Below are 23,807 nucleotides of genomic sequence, written 5' to 3' on the forward strand. Positions count from 1 at the left end.
AAATTTCCAACCCAAAATTCATGAGCTAAGCTCTGGTCGACCGCCAAAGGAGGGCGCTGCCATGAGTTTTCAGAACCCCGTATTCATCCCCGGCCCGACCAACATGCCCGAGGAGTTGCGCAAGGCGTGTGACCTGCCGACGATCGACCACCGTTCGCCCATGTTTGGTAAAATTCTGCACCCGTGCATCGAAGGGGTCCGCAAGGTCCTGCGCTCGGACGACGCCCGGATCTTCTTTTTCCCATCCACCGGAACGGGCGGCTGGGAAACCGCACTGACCAATACGCTATGCGCGGGGGACGGTGTTCTCGCCGCGCGCAACGGCATGTTCAGCCACCGATGGATCGACATGTGCCAGCGTCATGGCCTGAATGTGACGATTATCGAGACGCCGTGGGGACAGGGCCTGCCCGCAGATCGCTACGAAGAAATCCTGCGCGCCGATACCAACCACCGGATCAAGGTGGTTCTTGCCACGCATAATGAAACCGCCACCGGTGTGAAATCCGATATCGCCGCGGTGCGGCGCGCGCTTGATGCCGCGAACCATCCCGCGCTGCTCTTCGTGGACGGGGTCAGTTCCATCGGCTCGATGGATTTCCGGTTTGATGACTGGGGCGTGGATGTTGCGGTCACCGGCAGCCAGAAAGGGTTCATGCTGCCTGCAGGTCTGGCCATCGTCGGCTTCAGCGCGCGCGCCATGACAGCGGTAGAAACCGCCACCCTGCCCCGCACGTTCTTTGACGTGCGCGACATGGGCAACAGCTATGCAAATAGCGGTTTCCCTTATACGCCGCCGGTCGGGTTGATGAACGGGCTGATGCTGTCGCTGGACATGCTGCTTGGCGAGGGGCTGGACAATGTTCATGCCCGCCACCACCGGATCGCCGAGGGCGTGCGCCTTGCCGCGCGGGCCTGGGGGCTGGACCTTTGCGCCGCGTCCCCCGACCTCTATTCCGACACCGTTTCCGCCATCCGCACCCCCGAAGGTTTCGACGCAACCGACATCGTGACGCGCGCCGCCAGCGAATATGGCATGGCGTTCGGGGTCGGCCTTGGGGATGTCGCCGGCAAAGTGTTCCGTATCGGGCATCTGGGCAGCCTGACCGACGCGATGATGCTGTCCGGACTTGGCGTTGCCGAGATGGTGATGGCGGATCTGGGGTTGAACGTCCGGCTTGGGTCGGGCGTGGCCGCCGCGCAGGAGTTTTACCGCCACGGATCGGGCACCGCACACCGGGCCGCAGCATGATGAAGGACAATGTTGGCATGAATATCCCGACACTCGACGACATGCTTGCCGCGCATGAGCGTATCAAGCCGCATATCCACCGCACGCCGGTTCTGACCTCGCGCTTTCTCAATGACCTGACCGGGGCCGAGTTGTTTTTCAAATGCGAGAATTTTCAAAAGGCCGCGGCGTTCAAGGTGCGCGGCGCGTCCAACGCGGTGTTCGGCCTGAACGACGACGCGGCGAAACATGGTGTTGCCACCCATTCGAGCGGCAATCACGCGCTGTCACTGTCCTATGCGGCCGGGCGTCGCGGCATTCCCTGTCATGTGGTCATGCCGCGCACCGCGCCGCAAGCCAAGAAAGACGCCGTGATCGGATATGGCGGCAGGATCACGGAATGCGAGCCGTCGACCAGCAGCCGCGAAGCCGTCTTTGCCGAGGTTCAGGCGCAGACAGGTGCCGACTTCGTGCATCCCTATAATGACCCGAGGGTAATCGCGGGTCAGGGTACGTGTTCGCGCGAATTGCTGGAACAGGTTGACGGTCTGGATGCCGTAATTGCGCCGATTGGCGGCGGCGGCATGGTTTCGGGCACCTGCCTGACACTGTCGAACCTTGCGCCAGATGTCGAGATCTTCGCGGCGGAACCTGAACAGGCCGACGATGCCTATCGCAGTTTCAAGGCCGGGCACATCATTGCCGATGATGCGCCGGTGACGGTGGCTGACGGGCTCAAGGTGCCGCTCAAGGATTTGACGTGGCATTTCGTCAGCAACCACGTAACCGACATTCTGACCGCGTCGGAACAGGAAATCATCGACGCGATGCGGATGATCTGGGCGCGAATGAAAATCGTGATGGAGCCATCCTCGGCGGTGCCTCTCGCCACGATCCTGAAGAATCGCGAAAGGTTCGCCGGTCGGAGAATCGGCGTGATCGTGACTGGCGGCAACGTCGATCTGGACAAACTGCCGTGGATGAACGGCTAATCTTGGAGAGCTAAGATGAACGCACAGACTGAATTTGACAATCTCGAAGTCGGGTTTGACGTGCCAGCCCTGCCCGGCATGGACGCGGCCGACATTCAGACGCCCTGCCTCGTGCTCGATCTCGACGCGCTGGAATACAATATCAGGAAGATGGGCGATTACGCGCGCGAACACGGGATGCGCCACCGGGTGCACGGCAAGATGCATAAATCCGTCGATGTCGCCAGGCTGCAGGAACGGCTTGGCGGCGCGGTTGGTGTTTGTTGCCAGAAGGTGTCCGAGGCCGAGGTTTTCGCCCGTGGCGGCATCAAGGACGTGCTGGTGTCAAACCAGGTGCGCGACCCTGCCAAGATCGACCGCCTTGCGCAATTGCCCAAACTCGGCGCGCGGACCATCGTCTGTGTCGACGATGTGAACAACGTGGCCGACCTGTCGGCAGCGGCCCGAAAACATGGCACCGAACTTGAGGTCTTTGTCGAGATCGACTGCGGTGCCGGACGATGCGGCGTGACGACAACCCCGGCGGTGGTGGAAATAGCCAAGGCGGTCGAGGCCGCGCCAAATCTGAAGTTTACAGGTATTCAGGCCTATCAGGGCGCGATGCAGCATCTGGACAGCTATGAAGCGCGCAAGGAAAAGCTCGATATCGCCATTGGCATGGTCAAGGATGCGGTTGCCGGCCTCAAGGCGGAAGGCATCGACTGCGAACTGGTCTCGGGCGGCGGCACCGGCAGCTATTATTTCGAATCCAACTCGGGCGTGTACAACGAATTGCAATGCGGTTCCTACGCCTTCATGGACGCGGATTATGGCCGGATCCTCGACAAGGACGGCAACCGTATCGACCAGGGCGAGTGGAAAAACGCGTTCTTCATCCTGACCCAGGTGATGAGCCATGCCAAGGCGGACAAGGCGATCTGTGATGCCGGTCTCAAGGCGCAATCGGTCGATAGTGGCCTGCCGTTCATCTTTGGCCGCGATGACGTCGAATACATCAAGTGTTCGGACGAGCACGGTGTGATTTCCGACCCGCAGGGGGTGCTCAAGGTCGGGGAAAAGTTGCGGCTGGTGCCCGGTCATTGTGATCCCACCGCCAATGTTCACGATTGGTATGTCGGTGTACGCAACGGCAAGGTCGAAAGCCTCTGGCCCGTATCCGCACGCGGCAAGGCGTATTGACACTGCCAATTCCGGTTATCTCCCCTGTGGCGGGGTTCGGTTGTCATCCGGCCCCGCCGTTTTTTTCAGATCAGATAAGGTATCGACATGATCATCGTTCCCGAGCGTGAAATCGCAGACCTGATGACCCGTGAGGCAGCGTTTGACGCGGTCGAGCAGGTCTTTGCCTCAATGGCGTCCCGCGACGCCTACAACTTCCCGGTCGTGCGCGAGGCAATTGGCCATGCCGACGCGCTCTACGGATTCAAGGGCGGCTTTGACCGCGCGGGCATGACGCTTGGCCTCAAGGCGGGCGGTTACTGGCCCAACAACCTTGAACAACACGGGATCATAAACCACCAGTCGACGGTCTTCCTGTTCGATCCGGATACCGGCAAAGCCAACGCCATGGTCGGCGGCAACCTGCTGACCGCGCTGCGTACGGCGGCGGCCTCGTCGGTTTCGATCAAGCATCTTGCGCGCGCGGATTCCAAAATCATCGGCATGATCGGCGCAGGGCACCAGGCCACGTTCCAATTGCGCGCGGCGCTGGAGCAGCGGAGCTTTGAAAAGGTGATAGGCTGGAATTATCATCCCGAAATGCTGCCAAACATCGAAAAGGTGGCAATCGACGCCGGTCTGCCCTTCGAGGCGGTATCGCTGGATCGGATGCAGGATGCGGATGTGATCATCTCGATTACCTCGGCCTTTGCGCCGTCGCTGATGGCCGACCACGTCGCGCCCGGCACGCATATCGCCTGCATGGGCACCGACACCAAGGGTAAACAGGAAGTCGAAGCGGCGTTGCTGGCACGCGCAACCGTGTTCACCGACGAAATCGCACAATCGATCAGCATCGGCGAAGCACAGCATGCCATCGCCGATGGCACCCTGGATCAGGACCAGATCACCGAAATCGGGGCGGTGATCAACGGCACCCATCCCGGCCGCAGTTCGGATCAGGAAATCACCCTGTTTGACGGCACGGGGGTCGGCCTGCAGGATCTCGCGGTCGCCTCGGCAGTCGTCAGACTGGCGGTGGACAAGGGTATCGCGATCGAGGTCGATTTCTGAACCCGCACACCGCCGCGTTTAGTCTTGCACGTCGGCGGTCAGATCGGTCACGATCCTCTCGATCCGGGTCAGCCATTCGCCTTTTTGCGCGTCCACATGCGCCATCATCGCCTTGATGAAGGCAATCTGGTCCCTGATGGAAGCGGTCTGGCGGAAGGATCCGCCTCTCCGCCACGCGCGATCGAGCCAAAACCGGATTTCCGTCTCGGCCTTGGTATCCGCGCGCTCCGGGTCCAGCAATCCGCGCAGGACATCGGTCTGCGGCCGCACGATGCCGTTCCAGAAGCTCGGCTCCAGACGTTCCTGCACACCGCTCTCCGCAGCCAGCCGGTCGAGCCAGACCGCGGCAGAGCGGACCGTCTGATCGGTGTAGGTCTCGTCCAGCGCGCTCAGGATCACCACACCCGTCAGCCAGTTGATACCGGCGTAAAGATTGATGCGCTCGGAATCGTCGGCAAGCGATTTGAGCAGCGCCGCATGGTAATTCTCGGTCATGCGTTTCAACGTCTTGACGCGTGTGGCGCCGGTGTCTGACAAGGCCTGACATTTCAAGGCAGCTCCCCGCAGGCACAGCCGGTACGCGGAGGGTTCTCCGCCCGACAACGCGTCAAGCTGATCATAGCTCGCCAGCGCCTCCTTGACGGCGGCGCGCACGCGCCGGGCGGCGGCGGTTCTGTCCTTGCGGGTTTCGCAGGCACGCCACGCACGGCTGGCCTGCCGCACACCGAGATCGACCAGCCGGTGCTTGGCATCAAGCGAGCCGGGCCGCCCGGTGGCCCGCATCGCCTTGTCGAGATAGCTGATCGCCGTATCAAAGGCGTTGAGACGCGAATAGGCCTTGCCCATCTCGGCACGCCACGCACCGTCCGTTTCCCAGTCAGGCTTGGCACTGAGTTCGATATCGACCAGCTGCGCCATCAGCGCAGCGCGCCCCTGTCGTGTCGAGCCGGCCTTTTCCGCGATATTCCGCGCCGCCTTGGTCGCCTGATCGGCCGAGTAATAGCGCGTCTGCGGTGCTTCGCCGGTCTCCGCGGCGATGTCACGGAAACGATAATCGGGATCGCCGTAACATTGGTATGCGCCCCAGGTATTGGTCTCTGGATATGCCTGGAACACCTGTTCCCGCGCTAGATGGACCGACTTGCCAAACGTATGCCCCGCAAGCATCGCGGTATAGAAACTGCGCGCGAACTGCTTGGCCGCGTCGTCGTCCACCTCCCAACCCGCGGCGATCACCGCGCGCACACCGCGCTCGACAAACGCCACCGAGAGGCTGGCTGCGATCTCGTTGACCTCGGTTCCCACATGCCCGAGATGGCAGCAATTCATGAACACGAATTCAGGCACGTAACGCATCTGGTTGATTTCGGAAACCGTGAGAAACAAATCCTTGCCGAGCACCATGCCCGTCCGCGCAAAACGGTCGGATTGATAGACCCCGTGCCCCGCCAGATGAATGAGCTTGGCGGGTCTCAGGATCATTTCCTTGATAACCTCGACTCCCTTTTGGGGCTGATCGAGGTAAGTCGTTTTCCAATCCGCCTTTTCCAGGAGTTCCTTGACGATCCGGGCCTCTTCCTGCGCCCCCACGAGCGCCGGCAGATCGCTCTTCGGGTCGCCGACGACCAGCGCGCTGGATTCACCGGGGCGTGGCACTTTGGGTCCGGACGTGATCAGCCGTCGGATCACCGGCGCGCGCACGACCAGCGGCCCGGTTTCACGGTTCTGGACAGTGTCCTCCGCAGGCCGGACGCCGGTGAATTCATAGCGCTTGAAATCATCCTCCATCAGTTCCCAGGGATATGCCGCCGTCTGCTTGTCGAGGATCAGCATGATGTTCTCGTTGTTCCGGGCAAAAGACTTCATGTCGCCCGGAACAAGCAATTCGAACAGCAGCCTGCCTACATCCCGGTTGCTCGTGGTGCCGTCCGTTCGCTGGGTCAACAACTGTTGCAGCACATGGGGCTGATAGGCCGACGTCAGAAAATCAGCGCGTGAATTGTCGCTGATCGCGGTAAAGCTGAGATCGAGATTGGCAGACCCCCTGGCGTCACCCGCGTCGTTCTGTGCGGTCACCGTGATCCGCTTCCACCAGTCCCGCTGCATGCCGTAATGCGTGCGCACGCGTGCATCCCGCACCGTGCGAATTTCACCATCGAAAGCGAACACATCGCCCATGCGCCCCATTGACTGCACATAATCCAGCGCGCTTGCGGCCTGAAACGCCGTATCGTCGAACAGTTCGACGAACTCCAGATGTTCGATGGGCGTCTCTCCAAGCGCCTCGTTTGCCTCGGCCACGGCCTGAAGGATCGCCTCGACGCTCTGTTGTATCGTGATATTCGCGCCCATGTGGCCGATCAGCAAGGTCGACAGGCCAAGCGGTGCGAGCGCCGCGTTGCCCGCAGGAGACGATTCCTTGCGGCGCTCGCGCGTCACCAACCCGTAGCGCAGGACCGCTTGCCGGAACGTGTCCTTCAACTTGCCGGGCGTAAGCGAACCATAGGTCCCCAGGCCGACCACGACCGCACCCTGCGGCGCCCGATCCTCGCGCAGGATCACCTCGCAGGTTTCAAGTTCGCCGGGATAGAGACCGAGATTGCGCACATTCGTCAGGGTGTAATCCAGACATTCATCAAGCGCCTTTTCCGCACCCATCATCGGATCGTCGATATGGTGTCCCACGGCGACCGGATAACTTGCAAACCGCAGGTTGCCATGGCGTACCGACACCTTGGTCGTGCTCACCTGTCTGGCAACAGTCGTTGGCGCGGCGCCGCTGCCCCCCAAGAAATCATCGATGATATCCTGGTGATCCGGGAACAGCTCGATCGGCTTGTCCACAACCGGGGTCGGGGTCGTGTCGGCGGTGCGGCTGGTCCTCGGCTTGTGCTGTGACAGGCGCGCGGTCGTACCGGTCTGCAAGAGGTCCAGATAGGCGGGAAAGGCCTCGCGGGTCCGCGGCAAGTCGCCATGGATTGCATCAACGTACCATTTCGGTATGCCATCGGGAATTCCGGTTGCCCATGTAACGGTGCCATCGCCCTCGGGGGTTGCAAAGAACTTGATGCGGTCCTTGCCCTTGGCAGACGGGTCCAGCCGCACCGATGAGATGGTGTTTTCCTTTCCCAGTCCCGCCACGTAGCAGGTCAGTTCCGGGTCGAGCTGGTGAGCGTCCAGCACCTTGCGGCCCGTCCGCGCGATCTTGAGTGCATCGCTGGTCGGCTTGACCCAGTCCGCGCCGTACAGCGTGTGCATCTGATCCCAGAACTCATCGCTCAGGTAGCGGCCGTTGTCGTCGCTGGGCAACAGTTGCAAGGCCCCCGGCATTCCGGCAACGATGCTCAGCAATTCTCGCATGTCATGCTTGAAGTCGGCCACCTCCAGCTTGCGGATCGAACTGGCGCGTCCCAACAGCGTGTACATCATTGAAAACGCGCCGCCATTGGGCGTGCCGAGCATCACGAAACGGCTCTCCCGACGTTCCTTGATCCGGGTCCAGAGGTCGGGCCGGGCCTGGAACATCGCACGCACTACCAGCCCGCCCATCGAATGGGCAAGAAACCGGATCGGCCGGGATGTCCGGTTCAACTCCGCCTCGACCAACAGGGCCAGCTTGCGCGCCGCGTCCGCGTGGCCCTGCTCCAGGATCGAAAGCCGCCAGTCATAGTCAAAGGGCACGACCTTGTGGCTGCGCGACAGGTAGCGGCAGAGATCCCAGTAATAGGTCTTGATCGGGTTGGTCGAACGGACCTTGTCTCTGTCGATTCTGATACGGGCGAGGCCGCCAAACGCAATCTGCAGCGGGTTTGTCCAGATCCAGTCCTTGTCCTGTGACAGGTGGCTGCCCAGGATGCCGGGCAGGACGAAACAGACCGGATCATTGGCGCTGCCGCGTGTTTCCAGTTCCGGGAAACGCTCCTCGGGAGGAATCTCGCCCGATACGACGCCGCGCGATCCCGGCAAGACAAGAAAACCACCATCATCTTCAATTGCCGCGCCGACGATCTCTCGCCGCGAGTCGGGATTGTAGAAATAGCTGAAATGGGACACGTCCGGCCCCTTGACCAGATAGGGTTTAATCAACGCCCCGCGCGCGCCCCCGCGTGTCATGGATTCGGTATCGACCACGAAATCATGATCCGCACGAAAGAACAGGTCGGCGGCAAACACACCGAGACGGCGCAAGACACCGGCCCCTTCGGTATCGCCTGCGATCACGCGCAGGCCGTTGGCATAGATCACGTCCGGCCGGTTCAGCATCCGCGTCAGCGGACTCGTCGGCATCATCGCTTCAAGACCCGGCAGCGTCGCGGGATCCGCCTTGGTCCGGATAAAGGCCAGCAGGAAGGATTTCAGCAGATCGGCGGCACCGGTCCGTCGCAACACCGGGATCAGTTCAAACACGTTCAGCGCAACCGAAAGATATCGGTCGAGCCGCTGCGACGCCAATGTCGTACCAGCCATCGGACCGGCAACCCGGATCACACGATTGACCTCGGGCGCCTTGTCCGCCAGAGCCTTGTTCAGCGCTTCAAGCTCCTTCATCTGCCCCGTCCGGTCAGGAAACAGCTTGAAAATCGCCATGTCCGTACCATCTATTGCGCCGGTCTTGTCGATATCCTCGCGCGCCGCGCGGCTGATCAATTCACAAACCATACCGCCGCGCGAATGCGACATCAGGCTGATCTTTGCGCCCCTGGGCAGCGCATCAACCAGATCGATGGCGTTCTTGACCGGGCTTTCCGTGACAGAGGCATGTTCCAACGCGTAGATGCCGCCGGGATAGGCAGATTGCAGTGGCTGCCACACCTCCTCGGCCGGTGCGATGGCCAGTTCCCCAAAGCTGCCCTGCGTGCTTGAGAAGGTGCCATGCACCAGGATCAGGATCTTCTGGTCCGTGGGTATATCCTCGGCTTTGACGGTCTTCAGATCGATGGTGCCCAGACCATTCACCACCTTGCGGTCGCACCGGTAAAATCCGGGTGTGATCGAATCTTCGATCTTGCGGGCAAGCGCCTGCGCCGATAGCTTTCCGGCTTGGCCCACCGGATCGCCGCGCAACAGGCGAACGGCGCGAACCAGGTATTTGCCGACACCCCTGCTCTGTCCGGCTGCATCGGTAAAGACCAGTTCCCGCGGAATCGCGAGGGCGGCATCGTCGCCTGAACGGTTGGCCGGAGACTGAAAATCGCTGGCCGCCATCTCGACCGACTGCCACAGCTTCAAGCCGTCACCGAATTCGATTTCCAGGATGTCGGTCGGTTCGGTATCGGGCACCGCAAAGGTATCCGTGCCATCGCCCGCGCCACGCCCGACGCTGACATGCCCGGCGGCGATTATCCTGCCCGTCATCACCCCCGACAGATGCTCGGGCCAGACGACCTCTTCCTGAGGAAGCGTAACACGTTGGCCCGGCAAAAAAATCCTGGACATAATATTCCTCCTTGTCGGCCCTCAAATAGCGGCCGTGGAAATGTTTAAAATGAATGGTCAACTCTACTCATGGTGGCGAGCTTGCGTCAAATGCGACCGGCTTTAACCCCCTTTATTGCAACCTCGGCCACCCTTCCATACGGCGAAGAATAACGTCGAAACAGCATCTTGCCTGTGACTCATCGGACAACATGGCCTGCGGGGAATGCCCTTGCCGGTTCCAGCATGTGAGGTAAGTGTCTAATCTTCCGAAAAATCTGATTCGCGCTTCGCACGAACACATGCTGAAAAAAGGACCCTGCGCCCCATGCCTCTCACCCACGTCGTCCGGTCCTGTCTTTTGGTTTGCGTCATGGCGATCCCCCTGCTGGGGCAGACCGCGATTGCACAGGAAGAGGCTGCGGCCCCCAAGGTGTCCATCGCCGCGGCCTACACCAAAGAGATCATCGACGAGGCGACCTTTATCGGCGAGGGCGAGGCGATCGATCAGGTCGATATCGTTGCGCGGGTCAGCGGGTTCGTCGAAGCGGTTCTTGTGGACGACGGGGCAATTGTCGAAAAGAATGACATCCTTTTCCAGATCGAAACCGACAGCTATTCTGCAACGCTTGCCGCACGACAAGCCGATCTGGCCAAGGCCCAAGCCGACCTGGAACTGGCAGGGATCGAATATCGCCGCAAGTCCGAGCTTCTCGAACGCGGGTCGGCCCCGGAATCGGAACGCGACATCGCACGCGCCAATGAACTGGGGGCCGAGGCGGCGGTGCAGGCCGCACAGGCCGCAATCCGGCAGGCCCAGCTCGAACTGAGCTATACCGAGATTCGCGCCCCGTTTTCCGGTCGCCTGGGTCGCCTGTCCGTCAGCGAAGGAGAGCTGATCAGCCCGTCGACTCCCTCGCTTGTCACTCTCGTGCGCGAAGCGCCGATCTATGTGCGCTTTTCGCTGAGCGAAAAACAACTCGCCGATGTACTGGAAGAACTTGAAATCGCTGCCGGTGAGCTGACCACGGCAGATGCCAGCCCCGCGGTACACGCTACCCTTCCCAACGGCACGACCGTGGATGAGCCGGGCAAGGTGGTGTTTGTCGACAACCGCATTTCGCCGACCACCGGCACGATCGCAATGCTCGCCCGGTTTGAAAACAAGAGCAAGCAGATCATCGACGGGGCGTTCCTGCAAGTCCGGATCGAGGCTCCTGCGCCGACGCTGCGGCTTCTGGTGCCGCAGGCCGCCCTGCAACGCGATCAGCGCGGCGATTTCGTTCTGGTGGTGAATTCACAGCAAATGGTCGAACAGCGCTATATTGAAACCGGCGATCAGGTCGGCACCGAGATCGTCGTCAACGAAGGGCTGCGAGAGGGAGAGAGCGTGATTGTCGAAGGCCTGCAACGGGTGCGCCCCGGCGTGCAGGTCGATGCCATTCTTGCCGGCCAGCAGGAAGGGTAAGACATCGTGTTTTCTTCGATTTTCATCACCCGGCCAAAGATGGCCATGGTCATTTCGCTGGTCCTGACCATCATGGGCGGCATCGGGTATTTCGCCCTGCCCGTCGAACAGTTCCCAGACATCACGCCCCCGGTTGTCAGCGTCAATGCCTATTACACCGGGGCCGACGCGGAAACCGTCGAGAGCACCGTCGCCGCGCCCATCGAGGAGCAGGTGAACGGGGTCGACGACATGATGTACATGTCCTCGAACAGCACCGACTCCGGGTCATATTCGCTATCGGTGACATTCGAAGTGGGCACCGACGCGGATATTGCCTCGGTAAACGTGCAGAACCGCGTGGCGCAAGCCACCGCGAGCCTGCCCGCAGAAGTCACCGCATCCGGCGTCGTGACCCAGAAATCATCGACGAACATGTTGCTGGTTGCGGTGCTCACCTCGCCTCAGGCCACCTATGACGAGGTGTTTCTGTCCAACTACGCATCGATCAATCTCAAGGATGCGCTGGCGCGGGTTCAGGGGGTCGGCAAGGCCGAAGTTCTGACCGATTTCGAATATGCCATGCGCATGTGGATGGATCCCGATCACATGGCCAGCCTCGGCATCACGCCGGGTGATCTGATCCAGGCGATCCGTGAACAGAATATCGAGGTATCCGCCGGCCAGATCGGCACCCCTCCTGTGCCCAGCGGGCAACAATTCCAGTACACGATCAAATCCAAGGGCCGTCTGTCGACGGTAGAGGAGTTTGAAAACATCGTGATCCGCACCGGAGAGGCCGGCGGCATCGTCCGTCTGCGCGATGTTGCAAGGGTCGAACTCGGCGCGAGCTACTACAACGCCTCGGGACGGTTCAACAACCAGGCCGCCACGGTGCTCGCCGTCTATCAGGCACCCGGCGCAAATGCGCTCGCCGTATCCGATCGGGTGCTGGCCGAGCTCGAGCGCCTGTCTGCCGGCTTTCCCGACGACGTGGAATACGAGGTCCCCTTCAACAGCACCAAGTTTGTCGAACAGTCGCTGAACGATGTGATCACGACGCTGATCCTGACTTTTGTGTTGGTGATGTCGGTTGTGTTCGTGTTTCTAGGCAATATCCGGGCCACGATCATCCCGGCGGTTGCGATCCCCGTGTCGCTGATCGGGACGTTTGCCATTCTCCTGTTCCTGGGCATGTCGCTCAACACGATTTCGCTGTTTGCGCTGGTACTGGCAATCGGCATCGTCGTGGATGACGCCATCGTCGTGGTCGAGAACGTGGAGCGCCTTATCGCGGACGAGGGGCTCAGCCCGGCAGAAGCCACCCGCAAGGCAATGGGACAGATCACAGGGCCGGTCATCGCCACCACGCTCGTCCTGCTGGCGGTCTTTGTTCCCGTCACCTTCATGCCCGGCATTACCGGTCGTCTGTATTCGCAATTCGCCATCACGATCTCGACTGCGGTTGTCATCTCGTCGATCAACGCGCTGACCCTGTCACCGGCGCTTTGCGCCCTCGTTCTCAGGTCCCGATCGGGGTCACCCACCGGCCTTCTCAGGCGGTTCGAACAGGGGATCGACGCAACACGCGGCGGTTATGTCGGTGTCGTGCGGCGACTGGTGCGGATGCCATTGATCGGGCTGGTGATCCTGGTCGCGCTGATCGTCGGCGCCGGCGGCCTGATGAAATCCCTGCCCGCCGGTTTCATTCCGGCCGAGGATAACGGCAATCTTTTTGTCGATGTGCAATTGCCGGATGCTGCAGCGCTGGAACGAACCGAACAGGTAACCGAACGCGTCAACAGCCAGATTTCACAATTGCCCGGTGTCGCCAACACGGTGCTGGTCAACGGCTTCAGCCTGCTCGGAGGATCCGGATCGAACGGCGCGATGATCATCGTCAACCTCGATCCCTGGGATGACCGCACCGCCCCCCAGCGCAGCGCAGCCAGCATATTGCAATCGATCCTGGGGATCGCCAACCAGGAGGCCAGCGCCAGCGTCATCGCCTTCAACCCGCCGCCGATCCCCGGCCTCGGGTTGAGCGCGGGTGTTGAAATGAAGGTACAGCAAACCGGTGGCGGCTCTGCCCAGGACTTGTCCGCAGCCCTCGGGTCACTGATCTACGCCGCGAACCAGCGGCCCGAAATCGCTCAGGCCTATACCACATTCCGCGCCAACGTGCCCAAGGTCTTTGTCGATCTGGACAGGGAAAAGGCCAAGACGCTCAACGTGCCCGTCAGCGAGGTCTTTCAGACCTTGCAGGCCTATATGGGGTCGTATTACGTGAACGATTTCAACCTGTTCGGTCGCGTCTACCAGGTCATGATCCAGGCCGAGGGCAGCTATCGCGACAAGGTCGAAGACATCAAGGCCCTGTATGCCCGTTCGACCACGGGCGACATGGTGCCGCTTGGCACGCTGATCGACGTTGAAAACGTACTGGGTCCGATCCTGCTCAATCGCTACAACATGTTCCGTGCGGCGACGGTCACGGCGGTCGAGGCACCGGGCCTGTCCACCGGAGACGCCATTCGCGTGCTTCAGGAAGAAGCCCTGACCGCCCTGCCCCCCGGGTTTTCCTATGAGTGGACCGGGACCGCGCAGCAGCAATTGTCGTCCGCAGGAATGGTGGTTGTCATTCTCGCGATGGCGGTTGTCTTCGGCTATCTGTTCCTGGTGGCGCAATACGAAAGCTGGACGATGCCGGTCGGTATCCTGCTGTCGGTGACGGTGGCGCTGTTCGGGGCACTCGCGGCGGTCGCGATCGTGGGCAGCGACGTGAACCTGTACACGCAGATCGGTATGATCATGTTGATCGGCCTGGCCTCGAAAAACGCGATCCTGATCGTCGAGTTCGCGATGGAGCGACGCGACGCCGGCATGAGCACGACCGAAGCCGCACTCGACGCTGCGGGCCAGCGTTTCCGCGCCGTGATGATGACGGCACTCTCGTTCCTGTTGGGCGTGGTGCCGCTGATGACCGCTTCTGGGGCGGGCGCCGCCAGCCAGAAGGCGATCGGATACGCAGTATTCGGCGGCATGCTCGCGGCAACGGTGATCGGCGTCGTCCTTGTGCCGGTGCTCTATGTCATCATGCAGAACCTGCGGGAATTCGTGAAAGGCCTTGCCGCGAAAGCATCAAGAACCTGAGAACCGGTCGGCGACCGCCGCATTTCCCGGACAAGTTTAACTGTTAGCACCCCCTTAACCCGGCGCCTGCTATTCCGGTGGCGGGTGAGAAAGGGTGGTGGATATGGGTGCGCAAACCAATGTCGCGCCAGTCATCATCAAACGGAAAAAGGTTATTGCCGGCGGCGGCCATCACGGTGGTGCCTGGAAAGTCGCTTATGCCGACTTCGTAACGGCCATGATGGCCTTTTTCATGTTGATGTGGCTGTTGAATGCAACGACGGAAAAGCAACGCAAAGGGTTGGCCGACTACTTTGCGCCGACGGTTCCGATCAACCGGATCTCCGGGGGCGGCGATGGTGCATTTGGCGGCACAAACATGTTCTCGGAGAACGATCTGCCGCAGGACGGCACCGGCGCGACCAACCGCTATCCGGACGATGCACGACAATCACGGGGAACCGTCGGAGTCGCTGAAATCGGCATCGACGCACTCGGTCAGAATGAGTTCAAGGTTATCGACGACGCGCTCAGCGGGCGTGGCGGCGAAAGCATGATCTCGGACGAGGCGCGCAAGCACATAGTGACTCGGGTCACAGACGAAGGTTTGATCATAGAGATTTTCGCGCTCGACGGTGTGCCTCTGTTCGAAGACGGCAGCGACCGACCAACCCAGGTGTTCCGCGACATCACCGGGATGGTCTCGCGCATCTCAGGGCTCGTGACGAATGGAATCGCGATCAACGGCCACATCAAGGCCCATCCCGTTGTTCTGGCCAAGAATCCGGTCTGGGAATTGTCCACCGCGCGCGCCGACCGCACCCGCACCCTGCTGCAAGCGGGAGGGACGGATGCCGAACGTCTTCAGCGGGTCACCGGCCATGCGGATCGAAAACCTGCGGTCAGCAACAGGATGGCGAACCGCAACAATCGGATCGAAGTGATCCTGCTGCGGAACGAGACGCGCTGAAGTAGAAGGCATTTTACCTGTTAGCGCGATGTTAAGCCGGCGCGCGTAGCTGTTGCCTTAGCAGAGATTGATGCAGCAGAAAGGCGCGCCAATGACCATTTCTTCTTCGCTAAACGCGGGAATCGCCGGACTCTCCGCGAACTCGACCCGCCTGGCGTCGATTTCCGACAACATCGCGAATTCGTCCACCTATGGCTACAAGCGGGTGGAAACAGATTTCCATTCCATGGTCATCTCTTCGAGCGGCGGCTCCTATTCCGCCGGCGGCGTACGCGCCACGACGCAACGCATGATCAACGAACAGGGTCCGCTGGTCGCCACCTCCAATGCCACCGACCTCGCGGTGCGCGGTCGCGGCATGCTGCCGGTTGCCTCTTATGCCGACGTCAACAGCGGTGACGGCGATCAAACGATGATGCTGACCACGACAGGCTCGTTCCGCGCCGACAAGCATGGATACCTGACCTCGGAGTCCGGGCTTGTCCTGCTCGGCTGGCCCGCCCTGCCGGATGGTACGATCCCCAGCTATCCCCGCGACACGCCCAACGGTCTTGAGCCGGTGCGCCTGTTGGTGAACGAGGTAACCGGTGAACCGACCACCAGCATCGACATCAGCCTGAACCTGCCGGCAACCGATACAAGCGCCGATTCAGATGGCACAGCCCAGTCGGTTTCGATCGAGTATTACGACAACACGGGCACACCGGAAAGTATCCAGATCACGATGACCCCAACCGTACCCGCGACCGGGGATTCGAATGAATGGACCATGGTATTGCGTGATACCGCTTCCGGTAATGCGGTGATCGGCGAATATGTCCTGACCTTTGACGACTCGCGCGCCAATGGCGGCAGCCTCGCGACGGTCGCAACCGTTTCGGGCGGGGCATACGACCCGACGACGGGCAGCCTTGTCGTGAACGTCGATGGCGGCCCGATCGAAATTTCAATCGGCGGTCCCGGCCTCGAAGGCGGGCTTTCGCAATTGTCCGACACCTTCGCGCCCATCTCGATCGAAAAAGACGGTTTCCCAGTCGGCAACATGACCGGTGTCGAGGTGGACGCCAACGGCATCGTACGCGCCCATTTCGATAACGGTGCGGCCCGTACCGTCTTCCAGATTCCGCTGGTGGATCTGCCGAACCCGAACGGGATGATGTCGCTCGATCAGCAAACCTACATGCCAACCCCGGATAGCGGTCTCTATTTCATGTGGGATGCGGGTGACGGGCCAACAGGTGAAATCGTCTCCTTTGCACGCGAGGAATCGAAAACCGACGTGGCCAGCGAACTGACATCGATGATCCGCACCCAGCGGGCCTATTCATCGAATGCCAAGGTGATCCAGACCGTCGACGAAATGCTTCAGGAAACCACGAATATCAAGCGCTGACCGACAGGTTAGCGCGCAACTGAAGCACAAGAACAGGAGCCGCAGACATGAGCTTATCATCGGCGCTGAACAGTGCGCTGTCCGGCCTGACCGCCGCCAGCCGCGCTTCGGGCATCGTCTCTGACAACCTGGCAAACGTGATGACGCCGGGCTACGCGCGAAGATCGCTCGAACTCGCCTCTGCCTCGACGACCGGGCCCGGAGTAAAGATCGTCGGCGTTCATCGGCAGAGCGATCCCGTCGTCCTTTCGGATCGCCGCAGCGCCGATGCCGAGCACGGGAACGCCCGGGTCCTGTCCGATTTCTACAGCAGGTTCGAAGCCCTGATAGGTACGGGCACCGATACCGGTTCGCTGAGCTCCCGGCTCGCCAGGTTCGAGACCAGCCTGATCACGGCGACCAGTGGCCCGGAGTCGACCCAGCGGCTGGATGCAGTGGCCTATGCGGCAAAGGATCTCGCGACCGCCATCAATGACGCGGCCGAAGGCCTGCGAACCATGCGATCACAGTCAGATGCCGCGATCGGCATACAGGTCGCAAAGCTCAACCAGTCGCTGGAGAACGTGCAAAAGCTCAACACGCGCATCACCTCGACGCTGTCCTCGGGCGGCGATGTCTCTGCTCTGCAGGACCAGCGTCAGACCCTCGTCGACGAAATCAACACGATTGTTCCGGTCAACGTGGTCGAACGTGACTATGGACAAATCGCGCTCTACACAGGTGGCGGCGCGATCCTCATCGACGGCTCGGCGGCGGAACTCGGTTTTGTCGCCGCCGGCGATACAGTTCCGGAAATGACACTGGCCGGCGGTGGCCTCTCGGGCCTCACGATCAACGGCATCGACGTCAGCGAGCGCGCCATCGACGGCGGAACGCTCGCGGCGCATTTCAAAATCAGGGATGAGGCGGCTGTCACCGCGCAAAGCGAACTCGACGCCCTGGCCCGTGACCTGATCGAACGGTTCGAAACCGCCGGGCTTGATCCCACCGCCGCTGCCGGCGATCCCGGCCTCTTCACCGATTCCGGCGCAACATTCGACCCGACGCGTGACATCGGCCTCGCCAACAGAATTGCCTTGAACGACATTGTCGATCCTGCCGAAGGCGGCGAAAGCTGGCGCCTGCGCGCGGGACTCGGCGCCGCCGATCCCGGCGAAAGTGGCGAGGCGCGCCAGCTGCGGGCCTTCGCCGATATACTGCAAGCGGGGCGTGCCACCGCTACTCCGGTCTTTGGAACAGGTCTCGCTAGCGCGGCGGACATAGCGTCCGACCTCACGTCCCGCGCTGCCCAGAACAGCGACCTTGCTGACGGCAGGCTGACCTTTGCGGCGGCGAACCAGACGGAAATGACCCGCGTCGAAGCCGCACGGGGCGTCGATACAGATGCCGAATTGCAGCAATTGATGATCGTCGAACAGGCCTACGCCGCAAATGCGCGGATGATCCAGGCGATCGACGAAATGATGGAAACGCTTCTGAGGCTCTGACACATGAACATGACATCTATCGGCGATCTGGCAAACTCGATCCTGTTGCGCCAGCGCAGCGCCCAACTCAACCAGGAAATATCGACGCTGACCCAGGAGTTGAGTTCGGGTCAGGTCGCTGACGTATCCCGCCGATTGGGCAGCGACTATTCCTATCTCACCGATATCGACCGAAACCTCGCACGGCTCGATGGCTATAACATATCCGCGAGCGAGGCGGCGATGTTCGCGGGTGCGGCCCAGACCAGCCTCGAACGGCTTCAGGATCTGACCGCATCACTCAGCGATTCCCTGATCATGTTCGATGAGGCCAGCAGCGGGGAATTGCGGAGCCACATGTCCGAGAAGGCCGAGGACGATCTGGCATCGGCGATTTCGGCTCTCAACGCATCGGTCGGTGGCCGCAGCCTGTTCGGCGGGACGGCAACCGACCGGCCTCCGCTCGGTTCGGCGGACAGGCTCATGTCGGAATTGAGAACCCTGGTGACGGGGCTGACCGGTTCCGCGGATATCGAAACTGCGGTCGATAACTGGTTTGCGGATCCAACAGGCTACGAAACCGTCATGTACGAAGGCGCGCAGGACGTTCTGGCCCCGATCCCGATCGGCGCGGGCGAAGAGGTGTCGCTAAGCCTCACAGCCCGCGATTCCGCCATTCGCGAAACGCTACGTGACATGGCGGTCGCGGCACTGGCGGCCGATCCGGGGCTGGGGCTGGATCGCGCGGTGCAGGACGATCTGTTTCGCTCGGCCGGTGCCGGCATGCTGACCGGGCAGGACGCGCTCACCGGCATTCGCGCCGATCTCGGGTTTGCCGAGGCACGTATCGAGGAAATCTCGACGCGCAATATCACCGCCCGCACCAGCCTGGAATTCAGCCGGGCGGCCCTGCTCGAGGCTGACCCGTTCGACACCGCGACCCGCCTGGAAGAAGCACAGTTCCAGCTTGAGAGCCTTTATACGGTGACCGTCCGCTCGGCCAACCTGTCGCTGCTGAACTTCCTGTCATGATGATGTTTCGTGTTCTCATTCTGTGCCTGTTGCTGCCGGTAATGGCGCATGCCAATGCCATCCGGCTCAAGGATCTGGTCGAATTTGACGGGGTACGCGGCAACGATCTCGTCGGGTATGGCCTCGTCGTAGGTTTGAACGGGACCGGCGACGGGCTGCGCAACTCTCCTTTTACCGAAGAGATCATGGCCAACATATTGGAGCGCCTTGGCGTCAACGTGACCGGCGAACAACTCCGCCCCAAGAACGTCGCTGCGGTCATCGTGACCGCCAGCCTGCCGCCGTTCGCCCGAGTCGGGGGACAGATCGACGTGATGGTGTCCGCCATCGGCGACTCTGACAGCCTCTTGGGCGGCACGCTGATCATGACGCCGCTGAACGCGGCGGATGGCCAGATCTATGCGGTCGCTCAGGGCACCATTCTCGCGGGCGGCGCGGTCGCAGAAGGCGACGCGGCATCGGTCACGCAGGGCGTGCCGACGGCCGGTGTCATCCCGGCGGGCGCGCGGGTCGAGCGTGAGATCGATTTCGACCTGTCCTCGCTCGCCAACATGCGGCTGGCCCTGAGAGAGCCCGATTTCACCACCGCAGGCCGCATCGAAAACGCGATCAACCGCGAATTTCGACGTGCGGTGGCGGTGATGCGGGATTCCGGCACCGTCGAACTGGATATTGCGGCCACCCGCATGTCATCGACGGCCCACGCCATTGGACGGATCGAGAACATACTTGTGGAACCGCAGCTTAAGGCGCGTGTTGTTGTCGATCAGCGATCCGGCACCATCGTCATGGGAAGCGACGTACGTCTGTCCCGCGTTGCGGTTTCGCAAGGCAACCTGACCCTGCGCATCGAAGAGACACCTGCCGTCGTGCAGCCCAACCCATTTGCCGATGGCGCAACCGTCGTGGTTCCGCGTACGAACGCCGCCATCGAGGACGACGATGGAGTTGCCCTTGCCGAGGTGCCTGAGGGAACCTCGCTATCCGAGGTCGTGGCCGGCCTGAACGCGCTTGGTGTATCGCCGCGCGACATGATCGATATTCTCAAAAGCCTGAAGGCCGCCGGAGCCTTGCACGCCGAATTTGTCGTCCGCTAGGATAAGAGGCCGTAAGCCGTAAGGCCACACAGCTGGTTGCGAAACCGGTTATGGTAATTTCCGACGCCGCACCGGCCCTGCTTTCACCTGTTGCAGGATCGGCACGACCGATACCTGAGTTGGTGAGAACGTCACGCAGACTTGAAAAAGGCTCTCGATCCACCGAGAATGCGTCGAAAAATCCCATTTGGGGCGAAGCAGACGCACCTTTCAGAGAAAGCCTGACATGCAACGGTTCATCGCACTTATCGTATCTTTGGTGGTTATGCCACTTTTCGCGTCTCAGGCATTGGCGCAGAGCTCATACAAGATCAAATCCGGCGACGTCTTGCGCATCGAGGTACTGGAAGATTCGAGCCTGAACGGCGAGAGCATCGTTCTGCCCGATGGTCGCGCCTCGGTTCCGCTGGTCGGAACGGTGCCGGTCAGGGGGCGCAGCGTTGATGAGGTGCGCAACGACCTCGTGGCACGGCTGCGCCCGAATTTCGCCTCCGATCCGACCGTCTATGTATCGCTGTCAAGCGTCGCAACCGACGAACCCGAGGACGATACGCTGACGATCTACATGCTTGGCGAGGTGACGACACCGGGGACAATCGAAGTGGAGCGCGGCACCACCTTTTTGCAGGCGCTTGCGCAAGGCGGCGGTGTCACGCGATTTGGCGCAACCAAACGTCTGCAACTGCGCCGCCCCGGCGCAAATGGACAGATGCAGGTCTATACATTCAACGTAAAAGCGATCATGGATGGCAAATCCAGCGTGAACACCCCGGTGCTGAGAGAAGGCGATATCATCATCGTGCCGCAACGCCGGTTGTTTGAATAAGAAACCCGTCAGAGGGAGCCGTGGTGAACAACCGTCTGATCCGAAGCGCCGCAATAGGCGGTCTCGCAGCATTGGCTGTGACCCCCGCCGTGTCGCAGGACGAGGAAGAATACGATAGCTTTCGCCAACGCTTGCGGATCGAGCAGAATTTCGTCGGTGGCGACAACCTCGGTCTTGAGAACCCGAGCGAAGGACGCACAGCGCTTGCAACGACGCGGCTGAGCTACGGCCTGCAAAGCGAAACCGACATCCAGCAACTGTCTCTCGCGATTGGGGCCGGGCTTCGCTTTGGCAATATTGCTGACGGCAACACCATGCGGACCGGTTTCGTCGATCCGCTGATCGCCCTGCGCTACAATCGCGAGGGTGCAAACGCCCTCCTCGCGTTGGATGCGGATTACCAGCAAACCGACATTTCACTGGTCCAACCGCTCTGGACCTTTCTGGATTCCGACGGTGTCGTCACACCACCCGCGGATTTTTCCGACATACGCGGTTCGGGCGAGCGGCGCGCCTACAATATAGGCGCAAGGCTGGAAACCGGGCTGACCGACCCCTTCGGCTTGCGTCTGAGGGCCCGCACCAGCGGAACCAACTATATTGACGCAACCGATGATGAGCTGGCCGATTATGACAACACCAGCCTGGGCCTTACGGCACTGTTCCGGCTCAATCCGGTGACAACCGCGACCCTAGATATGTCGTATCTGAAGTATTCCAGCGCCGACGCAACCGATACGGATCGCGAAACCCGTACCGTTCAGGCCGGCTTCATCCGGGAATTGTCGAGCATCGCGACCCTGACTTTCAGCGCCGGATACTCTACCGTCGACAGCACCCTCACCGACCCGTTGACCGGTGTGCGCTCGACCGAGCGGTCCGAAGGCCCGAGCGGTGGCATCGATTATGATGCAGAGATGCCCAACGGGACATTCAATGCTGGTTTTGATGTGTATCAGAACCAGGACGGCCAGCGCGGAACATTTCTTGTGACCCGCGCCCTGGAATTGCCCAGAGGCAGCTTTTCGGGCAATCTGGGCGTGACCCAGCTCGAAGGCGCCGATCCGGAAATCATCGGTGGCTTCAACTGGATTTACAACATGCCGTCCAGCAGCTTTAGGCTGTTCTTCGATCGTACTGTCTATACCGACAGCAGCGATGAAGACCGTCTGACCAATCTCCTGGTTGCCGGATACAGCCACGAGATCAACCAGGTTTCGAGCCTGTCACTGGATCTCTCGCTCTCCTATACCGAGGCGTCTGCCGACGAAGAATCGTCCGAGCGCGGCACGTTGGTCCTCGCTTATAACCGCGAACTGAACGAATACTGGAGCTTCAATACCGGGGTCGCCTTTCGCTCACTTCAGGACGAAGCCATCGGCGAAGCGGATGCCACCGCGGTCTTCTTCGGAATCGGGCGCAATTTCGATTTTTGACTTCAGGATCTGAAAATTTCCTGAATGCACGTCAATCGGGGGCGCGCTTGGCGTCCGCGGCCTCCACCGCATTCAGCAGATCCAGCAATGCCTCATATCGCTCGGCACCGATTTGCGCCTTCGTCTGTTCCAGAACCGCAAGGCTGGCCGGAAGATGCGCCTCAATCAGCGCCTCGCCCGCCTCGGATATCTGAATGATCTGCTTGCGCTTGTCATCATCGTCCGGGCGCCGCGTTATCAACCCCTTGTCAGCGAGCTTTTGCAGAATACGGGTCAGACTGGGGAGCAACAGGCAAGCCAGTTCCGCAATTCGGGTCGGCTCCATCGGCCCGTCTTCGTCCAATACGCGCAATACGCGCCATTGCTGCTCGGTCAGACCCACACCCGACAGCATGTCACGGATCGGGCCCATGACCCGCTCTCGGGCACGCAACAGTGCTATGGGAAGGGAACGCGATGTTTTGGGATGATGCGATGTCATCTGGATGTTTTGCCCTTCAATGAAGCCAAGCGCAATCCAAGACTACGTGAGGCTGTCCCTTGACACAGCAATCAGTTTACTTAATATGTTAATAAATTGCAAGAGTGCGGACACAGAAGGACGTCCATGCCACATCTGATGATCGACTATTCGGCAAACATGGAAGACCGCATGGACATGGCTGCGTTTTGCGACATGCTGCGCCGCGCGGCAATCGACACCGGCGTCCTGCCCATGCCGGGCGTGCGGGTGCGAGCCTTTCGCGCCGATCACGTTTCAATTGCGGATGGTGCCGCGCATCACGGATATATCGACATATCGGTGCGCCTGCGCGGCGGGCGTGATCTGGAAACGCGCAAGGCGGCGACCAAAATGATCTTTGACGCAGCCAGACGTTTTCTGGAGCCGGTTCTGGAACAGTACCCCGTGGCGCTGTCGCTTGAAATGCGAGAAATCGACCCTGCGCTTTCACCCAAATGTGGCACAATTCGCGACCATCTTCCATCGGCCGACCCGGTGCAAACACTGGTCCCGGAGCAGCCCCGATAGAGAACCGCCCGCGCACAACGGCAGATACGACCTTCACAGGATATTTCATGCGACTCACTCCGCCCCGAAATCATGGCGACACGCCAGAAGCCGAAAATCGATCGACAC

16 protein-coding genes are annotated in these 23,807 nt (G+C 60.9%); 14 read left to right on the forward strand and 2 right to left on the reverse strand.

The features are described 5' to 3' along the window. Positions 1-61: 61 nt before the first annotated feature. The 4 genes from bhcA (at position 62) to bhcD (ending at position 4,455) form a co-directional block, all read left to right on the forward strand. The gene (gene bhcA / locus AB9K34_RS16520) at positions 62-1,252 is read left to right on the forward strand and encodes an L-aspartate--glyoxylate aminotransferase BhcA (protein ID WP_369955533.1); all 1,191 of its coding nucleotides are present in this window, start codon (positions 62-64) and stop codon (positions 1,250-1,252) included. Beyond that, positions 1,252-2,223, forward strand: a complete 972-nt coding sequence (bhcB, locus tag AB9K34_RS16525; RefSeq protein ID WP_369955567.1) for a beta-hydroxyaspartate dehydratase BhcB — start codon at positions 1,252-1,254, stop codon at positions 2,221-2,223. The genes bhcA and bhcB overlap by 1 nt, the downstream gene beginning before the upstream one ends. Before the next feature lie 15 nt (positions 2,224-2,238). Next, the gene (gene bhcC, locus AB9K34_RS16530) at positions 2,239-3,402 is read left to right on the forward strand and encodes a 3-hydroxy-D-aspartate aldolase BhcC (RefSeq protein WP_369955534.1); all 1,164 of its coding nucleotides are present in this window, start codon (positions 2,239-2,241) and stop codon (positions 3,400-3,402) included. 87 nt (positions 3,403-3,489) lie between these two features. Further along, positions 3,490-4,455, forward strand: a complete 966-nt coding sequence (gene bhcD / locus AB9K34_RS16535) for an iminosuccinate reductase BhcD (RefSeq protein WP_369955535.1) — start codon at positions 3,490-3,492, stop codon at positions 4,453-4,455. 18 nt (positions 4,456-4,473) lie between these two features. On the opposite strand, the gene AB9K34_RS16540 is transcribed toward bhcD, so the two are convergent. Next, the gene (locus AB9K34_RS16540; RefSeq protein ID WP_369955536.1) at positions 4,474-9,891 is read right to left on the reverse strand and encodes a CHAT domain-containing protein; all 5,418 of its coding nucleotides are present in this window, start codon (positions 9,889-9,891) and stop codon (positions 4,474-4,476) included. Between the two features lie 307 nt (positions 9,892-10,198). Here AB9K34_RS16540 and AB9K34_RS16545 point away from each other — a divergent pair, with 307 nt between their 5' ends. From AB9K34_RS16545 to AB9K34_RS16585, 9 genes are all read left to right on the forward strand, one after another. Further along, a complete protein-coding gene (locus tag AB9K34_RS16545) occupies positions 10,199-11,338 on the forward strand; it encodes an efflux RND transporter periplasmic adaptor subunit (protein ID WP_369955537.1) in 1,140 nt (379 codons plus the stop codon). Positions 11,339-11,344: 6 nt separating this feature from the next. Next, positions 11,345-14,470: an efflux RND transporter permease subunit gene (locus tag AB9K34_RS16550; protein WP_369955538.1), complete on the forward strand. Its 3,126-nt coding sequence runs from the start codon at positions 11,345-11,347 to the stop codon at positions 14,468-14,470. Positions 14,471-14,573: 103 nt separating this feature from the next. Further along, positions 14,574-15,419, forward strand: a complete 846-nt coding sequence (locus AB9K34_RS16555; protein WP_369955539.1) for a flagellar motor protein MotB — start codon at positions 14,574-14,576, stop codon at positions 15,417-15,419. 91 nt (positions 15,420-15,510) lie between these two features. Further along, positions 15,511-16,812: a flagellar hook protein FlgE gene (locus tag AB9K34_RS16560; protein ID WP_369955540.1), complete on the forward strand. Its 1,302-nt coding sequence runs from the start codon at positions 15,511-15,513 to the stop codon at positions 16,810-16,812. A gap of 47 nt (positions 16,813-16,859) precedes the next feature. Further along, complete coding sequence (flgK, locus tag AB9K34_RS16565) at positions 16,860-18,299, forward strand: flagellar hook-associated protein FlgK (protein WP_369955541.1); 1,440 nt, start codon at positions 16,860-16,862, stop codon at positions 18,297-18,299. A gap of 3 nt (positions 18,300-18,302) precedes the next feature. After that, the gene (locus AB9K34_RS16570; RefSeq protein ID WP_369955542.1) at positions 18,303-19,310 is read left to right on the forward strand and encodes a flagellin; all 1,008 of its coding nucleotides are present in this window, start codon (positions 18,303-18,305) and stop codon (positions 19,308-19,310) included. After that, positions 19,310-20,407, forward strand: a complete 1,098-nt coding sequence (locus AB9K34_RS16575; RefSeq protein WP_369955568.1) for a flagellar basal body P-ring protein FlgI — start codon at positions 19,310-19,312, stop codon at positions 20,405-20,407. The genes AB9K34_RS16570 and AB9K34_RS16575 overlap by 1 nt, the downstream gene beginning before the upstream one ends. Positions 20,408-20,633: 226 nt before the next feature. Beyond that, complete coding sequence (locus AB9K34_RS16580) at positions 20,634-21,233, forward strand: polysaccharide biosynthesis/export family protein (protein ID WP_369955543.1); 600 nt, start codon at positions 20,634-20,636, stop codon at positions 21,231-21,233. 23 nt (positions 21,234-21,256) lie between these two features. Further along, a complete protein-coding gene (locus AB9K34_RS16585; RefSeq protein ID WP_369955544.1) occupies positions 21,257-22,669 on the forward strand; it encodes a hypothetical protein in 1,413 nt (470 codons plus the stop codon). A gap of 31 nt (positions 22,670-22,700) precedes the next feature. On the opposite strand, the gene hpaR is transcribed toward AB9K34_RS16585, so the two are convergent. Further along, complete coding sequence (gene hpaR, locus AB9K34_RS16590; protein ID WP_369955545.1) at positions 22,701-23,150, reverse strand: homoprotocatechuate degradation operon regulator HpaR; 450 nt, start codon at positions 23,148-23,150, stop codon at positions 22,701-22,703. Positions 23,151-23,276: 126 nt separating this feature from the next. On the opposite strand from hpaR, the gene AB9K34_RS16595 reads away from it, so the two are divergent. Continuing rightward, the gene (locus tag AB9K34_RS16595) at positions 23,277-23,699 is read left to right on the forward strand and encodes a 5-carboxymethyl-2-hydroxymuconate isomerase (protein ID WP_369955546.1); all 423 of its coding nucleotides are present in this window, start codon (positions 23,277-23,279) and stop codon (positions 23,697-23,699) included. Positions 23,700-23,807 lie beyond the last annotated feature (108 nt).

Origin of the sequence: Sedimentitalea sp. XS_ASV28 (genome assembly GCF_041224545.1) — a bacterium.
Lineage (GTDB): Bacteria > Pseudomonadota > Alphaproteobacteria > Rhodobacterales > Rhodobacteraceae > Sedimentitalea.